Consider the following 8,118-nt stretch of genomic DNA (forward strand, 5'->3'; position numbering starts at 1 on the left):
CTGACTCTTGCCTATTGCCTTCTAACAACTGACTACTGACCAGTGACTAATGACTATTGACTATTAAAGAAATGCGCTAAACTCGAATTAGAGGCGAACCACTATTGGTTCGTTACAAGACTTCTTGGAAGATATCCATATCGCAGGAAGTGGGTCGATGCCCACTTTTTTTATTGATTTCTCGCATGACTCATCCCTTAGTCCCACAAATTATAGATTTGGCGACACCAGTAGCAGAAGAACTGGGCTTAGAAGTCGTTGGCATAGTTTTTCACACTAACCAACGTCCACCAGTATTGCGGGTAGATATTCGCAATCCCCAGCAGGATACTGGTTTAGATGATTGTGAGAGAATGAGCCGTTCTTTGGAAGCCTCCTTAGATGCGGCGGAGATTATTCCAGATGCTTATGTCTTGGAAGTGTCCAGTCCTGGTATTTCGCGCCAACTCGTAACCGACAGGGAGTTTATTTCCTTTAAAGGATTTCCTGTAATTATCTCCACTTCCCAACTCTACGACGGACAGCAAGAGTGGACTGGTCAGTTGATTCGCCGAGATGACACAGCAGTTTATTTAAATCAAAAAGGACGTGTAGTTGAAATTCCCCGCTCCCTAATTATTAGGGTGCAGCTAGATGAGCGACGGTAAGAGTTGAGAGTTAGGAGTGAGGAGAGACGCGATTAATCGCGTCTCTCCTCACTCCTAACTCCTAAACGGCAGTTGCTACCCTGCGGGTTCTCCGTTCGCGCTAGCGGCGACCTAGGAGAAGGAGTACAAGTCGGCAAAGCCGACGACACTTGCTTAAACGCGAGAAACCCGCGCAACGCAGTGTCTCCCAACGCACCACCTCCTCCTAACTCCTAATTTTTAAATTTTGCTGGGCGCTTACATAAAATTTAAGGAGAATGCTTATGTCAATGGTTACTTTACCAGGATTAAAAGAATTAATTGAAAGTATAAGTCGGGAACGTAATTTACCTCGTTTAGCAGTTCAATCAGCTATTAGAGAAGCACTCCTGAAAGGTTACGAAAGATATCGTCGCGCCCAAAACTTGGAGCGAAAACAGTTTGACGAAGATTACTTTGATAATTTTGAAGTAGAACTCGATATTGATGGAGAAGGGTTTCGCGTTCTTTCCACCAAAACGATTGTCGAAGAAGTCAGCAACACCGACCATCAGATTTCTCTAGATGAAGTACAACAAGTAGCGCCCGAAGCTCAATTGGGAGACTCTGTAGTTTTGGATGTTACTCCAGATCAAGGAGAGTTTGGGCGAATGGCGGCGATGCAAACCAAGCAAGTACTGGCGCAAAAACTTCGGGATCAGCAACGCCAGATGGTGCAAGAAGAGTTCCAAGATTTGGAAAGTACTGTATTGCAAGCTAGAGTCCTGCGGTTTGAAAGACAATCAGTCATTCTGGCAGTAAATAGCGGCTTTGGTCAGCCAGAAGTTGAAGCTGAATTACCAAAGCGGGAACAATTGCCCAACGACAATTATCGAGCAAATGCCACATTCAAGGTATACCTCAAAAAAGTCTCCCAAGGGCAACAACGGGGACCGCAGTTATTGGTATCTCGAGCTGATGCTGGTTTGGTAGTTTATCTGTTTGCCAACGAAGTGCCAGAAATCGAAGATGAAGTGGTACGGATTGTTGCCGTAGCACGGGAAGCCAATCCCCCCTCACGTTATGTTGGTCCCCGGACTAAAATTGCTGTAGATACCCTGGAGCGCGATGTAGACCCAGTTGGTGCTTGTATTGGAGCTAGGGGATCGCGAATTCAAGTAGTAGTCAACGAATTACGTGGTGAAAAAATAGATGTAATTCGCTGGTCTCCAGACCCAGCAACATATATTGCTAACGCTTTGAGTCCAGCACGGGTGGATGAGGTACGTCTCATGGATACTGAAACTCGACAAACTCATGTACTAGTAGCAGAAGATCAACTAAGTTTAGCTATTGGGAAAGAAGGACAAAATGTTCGTTTAGCAGCCCGACTGACTGGTTGGAAAATCGACATCAAAGACAAAGCTAAATATGACCATGCAGGAGAAGATGCCAAGTTCGCCGCTGCCCACACCAAATATCAACTAGAGGAAGATGACATTGAACAAGAAGAACTAGAAGATGAAGATGACAATCAACAAGAATTAGATGAAGAATCTTTTGAGCCTAGCGATGAAGAGTAACTTATTAGCTGCGTTGAGTTCCGGTACGATTAACCTCAATACTAGTCTTAAATAATTATTTAGGATAAGAATAGTTGGTTTGGTAGAGATAAAGATTGGCATCATCAACTTTATTTTCATAACCAAAATGCTAACCTGAGGTCATCAAAGACCAATGAAACCGAATTATCGGCGTTGTATTAGTTGCCGCAAAGTCAGTTCAAAAGAAGACTTTTGGCGGATTGTCCGCGTCTTTCCTTCGGGAAAGGTACAATTAGATCGGGGCATGGGGCGTTCAGCCTATATTTGTCCGCAACCTGGCTGCCTACAAGCGGCTCAGAAAAAAAATCGACTAGGGCGATCGCTACATGCATCAGTGCCAGAAACACTGTATCAAACATTGTGGCAGCGTCTAGCCTAAAACAATACCCCAAAATAAAATTTAAGTTGAACAACTTTGTAACGGTAATCCCCAGAGGATATGTGTCAAAAGCCGAACTAATCGCGCTATAATCACACCCTCTGCAATTGCTGGGGTTAGTGTCAAAATAGTAAATGGGTGTAGTTAGCAAGCGGCTCTTTCACAAAAAGAGTAGCAAAGCAATACTCCCAACAATTTTCACTCGATTGTGTTGTGGAAAACTCAGAATCAGCAAAACAAGAAACTACAGAATGGCAACCTGGTAGCGCTCAGGCGCAGTTCGGCAACCATCATTCCTGGTGGAGATGCCAGCATTAAACCGAAACATCTCTCTTTCCTGATTGGAGGCACCGGCAAAATCTTAACGGCAACCTAAAAACAGTAATCAAAGGATGGAGATGTCGCACTCCCAGGCAGCCATCCGCTAAAAAACTGTAAATTAAAGGGGAAGAGTGGATGAACAACGGCAAAGTTAGAATCTACGAATTATCAAAGGAATTGAATTTGGATAACAAAGAGCTATTAGCAATTTGCGACCAGCTCAATATTGCGGTCAAAAGCCATAGCAGCACAATTTCAGAATCGGAGGCAGAACGTATCCGGACGGCTGCCGAAAAACTAGCATCTACGAATGTGATGCCAAAAAAAGAACTAGGTTCATCCAGTCATAAACCAAATTCACCACAAACTGGCTCTCGTAACCGACCTGCACCACCTCACAAACAACAAATTTTGGAAATTCGCAAGCCCAAAATATTGAGAAATTCTACCTCCAACGCCCCAGATGCGTCAGTTGCTATCGACAATCAAGTTGCTTCTTCTGAAGTTAATTCTCCTGCACCTCCACGGCCCTTCGCTACACCTGTCTCGCCCATGAAGCCGACGGCACCAACTCGACCTGTACCCCGGAATCAATCTGAGAATTCCCAAGAACCTACTGTTACAGAGGCAGAACAAACGCCCCAGACACAGGTAACGGAACAGATACCGGAAACAATAGCAGTACAAAAACCGGAAAAAGTCGTTACACCCAGACCAAAACCGGAAAAACCCCAGAAACCACAATTGGTTTCTCCACCCTCAAGACCAGCAGCGGAAAAATCTTACGTTGTAAGCGATCAGGGAAGTCCGGCAGAGAAACCAATTCTCAAGCGCGATCGCAGTGACGGCGTTAAACCCAAGGTGGCGAAACCGACGCAGACAGAAGCGCCACAAGCTCCAGTTCAAAAACAGGCTCGTCCCACTCCGTCGCCAATGAAACCGGAGCAAAGAGGCAATAGACCTCCTGGGTCGGCTCCATTAGGAGATGGACAAAGACCTACAAGACCAGTACGTCCATCGGAAGCCGTAGCAGCTATGCCGATTGCGACTCCGCCCAGAGCGATTCCAGGAGGGACTGGAAAAACAGAGGCTGGAGATGACGCGATCGCACCCGATCTCCTCGATCTCAAACGCCCAACACCACCTCGCATAAACAAAGGTGGGAAAAAGTGGCAGGAAGAGGAAATCATTGACGAGGTAAAAGAAAAAGCTGGCAAGGGAGTTGTTAAAGGCAAACGAGTCAAGCCGATCCTGGATGACGATTTTGAAGAAGACGATCTCCTGGATGATGACGATCTCGAATCACCAGCAACCGTTCAGGTTAGCCTTTCCATCGCCCGTCCCCCCAAGCCCAAGGCGACTCGACCTGCACAAACAGCAGCCACAGCAATTGCAAGTGCCCCAACGACTAGAGGTAAGAGAACTAGTTCTAGCCGCGACCAAAACCGTCGCCAAGAAGTAGAAACAAAGCGCGAACGACCAGAAAAAGTTGTGGTGACAGGTCCGATGACAGTCCAAGAACTGGCCGATCTCTTGGCTGTGGCTGATACAGAAATTGTGAAAATCCTGTTCCTCAAAGGTATGGCGGTGAGTATCACCCAAAACCTAGATATTCCCACAATTACCTTGGTAGGCAAAGAGCTAGAAATCGAAGTCGAAACGGCTGAACCCGAAGCAGAAGCCCGCAAAGTCACTGAAATGATTGACGTGACAGACTTGGAAAATCTCCATCGCCGTCCGCCAGTAGTGACAATTATGGGTCACGTAGACCATGGCAAAACTACTCTGCTCGACTCAATTCGTAAAACCAAAGTTGCAGCTGGCGAGGCTGGTGGCATTACCCAGCACATTGGTGCTTACCATGTGGATATCGAACATGAGGGTAAAAAGCAGCAGATAGTCTTCTTGGATACTCCCGGTCACGAAGCTTTCACAGCAATGCGGGCACGGGGAGCAAGGGTAACTGACATTGCTGTTTTGGTGGTAGCTGCTGATGATGGTGTACGTCCCCAAACCATTGAAGCTATTAGCCATGCTCAAGCTGCCGAAGTCCCAATTGTTGTAGCGATCAACAAAATTGACAAAGAAGGGGCACAGCCCGATCGCGTCAAACAAGAACTCACCCAATATGGTCTAACACCAGAAGAATGGGGTGGTGAGACAATTATGGTTCCCGTAAGCGCTATCAAGGGCGAAAACCTGGATACCCTCCTAGAGATGATTCTGCTGGTAGCAGAGGTAGAAGAACTCTCTGCTAACCCAGATCGTGTCGCTAAAGGAACCGTGATTGAAGCACATCTGGATAAGGCAAAAGGAGCAGTTGCTACCTTACTCATTCAGAATGGCACTCTCCATGTGGGAGATATGCTGGTGGCTGGCTCAGCATTTGGTAAAGTCCGGGCAATGGTCGATGACAGAGGCAGAAGAGTAGATATTGCTTCTCCTTCCTTTGCAGTCGAGGTGCTGGGTTTAAGTGATGTACCAGCAGCAGGCGATGATTTCGAGGTCTTCGAGAACGAAAAAGAAGCACGAGCGCTAGCAGGCGATCGCGCTGATAAACAACGCCTATCTCGTCTATTGCAGGGACGTGTCACCCTGACAACCCTCTCAGCCCAAGCACAAGAAGGCGAGTTGAAAGAACTCAACTTGATCTTGAAGGGAGACGTACAAGGTTCCGTGGAAGCCATTGTGGGAGCGCTCAAGCAAATTCCACAAAACGAAGTCCAAATCCGGATGCTGTTGGCTACTGCTGGAGAAATTACCGAGACAGATATCGACTTAGCCGCCGCCAGTAATGCTGTAATCATCGGTTTCAACACCACTTACGCCAGTGGAGCCAGACAAGCTGCCGACGAAGCTGGTGTAGATGTCCGAGAATACAACATCATCTACAAACTCCTAGAAGATATCCAAGGAGCCTTGGAAGGTCTACTAGAACCGGAGTTGGTGGAAGAACCTCTAGGACAAACCGAAGTCCGTGCCGTCTTCCCAGTCGGTCGCGGTGCAGTTGCTGGTTGTTACGTTCAATCTGGCAAACTGATTCGCAACTGCAAACTGCGGGTGCGTCGTAACGGTAAAGTCATTTATGAAGGTGTCCTTGATTCCCTCAAACGGATGAAAGAAGATGCCCGTGAAGTCAATGCCGGTTATGAATGCGGTATTGGCGTTGATAAATTCCATGACTGGGCTGAAGGTGACATCATCGAAGCCTATCAAATGGTGACTAAGCGTCGTACTCTCACATTGACAAAATAGTGCTGAGTATTACGTGCTGAGTACTGAGTGAAAGCAATGAGTCTTGAGTAAAGAAAAATTTAATTTCAAAACTTGAAACTCACAACTTAAAACTCACAACTCAGCACTCACAACTCAGCACCCAGCACTTTACATATGCGCTCATTTCGCTCTGAACCAATCTTGTGGATTCACGTCGCTGGATTAGCGACTTTGCCAATTCTGTTGGTAATGTGTTTATTGTTCTTGTCGGTAGGCAAACCAGTTTTGCCAGTATGGATAGAGCTATGCCTAGTAGCAACCATTGGTGTTGTACCACTACTTTGGATGCAATTGCGTCGCCCTTTTTACATATTTGCTATCTTAGGAATAGCGCTCAAGCCAGAAAATCTGACTGAGCAGCAACGAAAAATTCTTTGCTTAATTAATACAAAAATAAATCGCGTACTAGCTCTGGTGGCAGCCATATTATCGATTGGGATGCTGTGGCAACTCTATCAAATTGCTCCGCGGGTCATCAATGTAGCTAGTTTTCTACCCCAATGGCGTAGTTTAGCTTTGCTGCTAGCCGGTTTAACCTTTTTAGCAAGCAATCTGTTTTTGCAAATTCCCGTGAGCGTCATGCGAATTTTAGTGACAAATGAGACAGAATTTGCTGCCTTAGAACCATTATCTTTAGAAAAGATTAAGCAGGATTTCACGATTTTAGGGGTGCGGGTGAATCACATCTTGCCCCAGCGGACTGTCAAAGTTGAAACTGAGGAATGAGAAACTATGGCTAAAATTCAAGCTGCTAGCGATCGCCAATTTTCTCGTGATACTGAAATATGGGACAATCTTAAAGATGCAATCGCAGCTAGTTCTGGTTTCCAGCGCTGGCAGCTAGAAAGCACTGCTCAATTGCAAGAACTGCGTCTGGAACAACAGGTACAGCGTTATTTGCGGGAAACCCTAGAAACTTTAGCTTATTGAGGGCTGAGGATATCTTGTAAACTTTCTTGCAAGCGACGGAGTTGACGGTAGGCACCCTCCAAACGGTCTCCTTCAATTTCCACTTCCGCTGTGGGATAATTTTGAATTATTTCTAGCAATGTTATCTGCTCATCTTGGCTTGCAGAAAGTACGAAAGCAGAATGTAAAGCCTGGCGATCTCCTTTTTGAGATGGTGGATGAATAACTTGACTTAATCGATCTAATGTAGCGATACCAATCTCGCTATTCAAAACTTTATCTAAAACTACAGGGTTTATTTTCACTGGTGTAGTCAAATACTGCCTAATTATATCGGGGTCTTGTTGCGCCAAAGTTATTATAAGTAGCAGTTTATTTGAAAGTTTGCCAGTTTGGGCAAAGGTAGATAGCTCCTGTACTGAAATAGGTTCACGTAAAACACTATACTTTAGCAATACTCGTTCAGCAGCAAAGGCAGGAGTAGCCAAGAGTAGAAGACAGCTAGTAACTCCTGAAATTAAGACTCGACGCAGCGCCAAAAATTGACAACGCATTTCCTCTGATTTCCCAAAGGTTTACTTTTTCTAAGATAATATCCAGCACCATGAGTTGTAGCATCTGACTCTAGGCATCTGTCTTGGGGAAATTTTAGAGAAGACGCGGTGAGGAAGTTGGAGTCTTAGATGCCACTTCTTGCACTTGGGGAGCCAGCCGCGTGCGGGGGTTCCCCCCATTGAGCGGACTGGCGTGAAACCCCAAGACCGAAGTGGCTCCGGTTCCTGTCGAATCAAAACTTCCGTTGGGCGAAGCCCTTCTCGTTCGCGCAGCGTCTCCCCCTGGGAGAAGAGTATCCGAAGGGGGACGCGGAGAATTTCTCACAAACACTCTCTGAAGAAACACTTTGCGTAAGGCTTATGTAGCAAGGGTTGAAAAGAATGGAGTATTTTGCGTATCTTGCGAAATTGGCACAAGTTCAAGGCCGAGAGCATGAGCTTTATTCCTGAGATTCTTAAGAACTTGTTCT

8 protein-coding genes are annotated in these 8,118 nt (G+C 46.0%); 6 read left to right on the forward strand and 2 right to left on the reverse strand.

Features of this window, described 5'->3' with window-relative positions; all coding sequences use genetic code 11:
• Positions 1 to 185: 185 nt before the first annotated feature.
• From rimP to RMY31_RS30515, 6 genes are all read left to right on the forward strand, one after another.
• The gene (gene rimP / locus RMY31_RS30490; protein ID WP_322663052.1) at positions 186 to 647 is read left to right on the forward strand and encodes a ribosome maturation factor RimP; all 462 of its coding nucleotides are present in this window, start codon (positions 186 to 188) and stop codon (positions 645 to 647) included.
• Positions 648 to 910: 263 nt separating this feature from the next.
• The gene (gene nusA / locus RMY31_RS30495) at positions 911 to 2,188 is read left to right on the forward strand and encodes a transcription termination factor NusA (protein WP_322663054.1); all 1,278 of its coding nucleotides are present in this window, start codon (positions 911 to 913) and stop codon (positions 2,186 to 2,188) included.
• 154 nt (positions 2,189 to 2,342) lie between these two features.
• Positions 2,343 to 2,588, forward strand: coding sequence for a YlxR family protein (locus RMY31_RS30500; RefSeq protein ID WP_322663056.1), 246 nt, complete (start codon positions 2,343 to 2,345; stop codon positions 2,586 to 2,588).
• Between the two features lie 456 nt (positions 2,589 to 3,044).
• Complete coding sequence (gene infB / locus RMY31_RS30505; RefSeq protein ID WP_322663058.1) at positions 3,045 to 6,164, forward strand: translation initiation factor IF-2; 3,120 nt, start codon at positions 3,045 to 3,047, stop codon at positions 6,162 to 6,164.
• Positions 6,165 to 6,299: 135 nt separating this feature from the next.
• On the forward strand, positions 6,300 to 6,911 hold the full coding sequence (locus RMY31_RS30510) for a low-complexity tail membrane protein (RefSeq protein ID WP_322663060.1): 612 nt from the start codon (positions 6,300 to 6,302) through the stop codon (positions 6,909 to 6,911).
• Between the two features lie 6 nt (positions 6,912 to 6,917).
• Positions 6,918 to 7,115 carry a hypothetical protein gene (locus tag RMY31_RS30515; RefSeq protein WP_322663062.1) on the forward strand — a complete coding sequence of 66 codons (198 nt, stop codon included), beginning with the start codon at positions 6,918 to 6,920 and terminating at the stop codon, positions 7,113 to 7,115.
• On the opposite strand, the gene RMY31_RS30520 is transcribed toward RMY31_RS30515, so the two are convergent.
• Positions 7,109 to 7,648 (reverse strand): alpha/beta hydrolase, encoded by a 540-nt coding sequence (locus RMY31_RS30520; protein ID WP_322663064.1) that lies wholly within the window; start codon positions 7,646 to 7,648, stop codon positions 7,109 to 7,111. The two genes, RMY31_RS30515 and RMY31_RS30520, sit on opposite strands and share 7 nt — an antisense overlap.
• A 94-nt stretch (positions 7,649 to 7,742) precedes the next feature.
• The gene (locus RMY31_RS30525) at positions 7,743 to 7,973 is read right to left on the reverse strand and encodes a hypothetical protein (RefSeq protein WP_322663066.1); all 231 of its coding nucleotides are present in this window, start codon (positions 7,971 to 7,973) and stop codon (positions 7,743 to 7,745) included.
• Between the last annotated feature and the right edge of the window lie 145 nt (positions 7,974 to 8,118).

It is taken from the genome of Dendronalium sp. ChiSLP03b, from assembly GCF_034531165.2.
Lineage (GTDB): Bacteria > Cyanobacteriota > Cyanobacteriia > Cyanobacteriales > Nostocaceae > Dendronalium > Dendronalium minutum.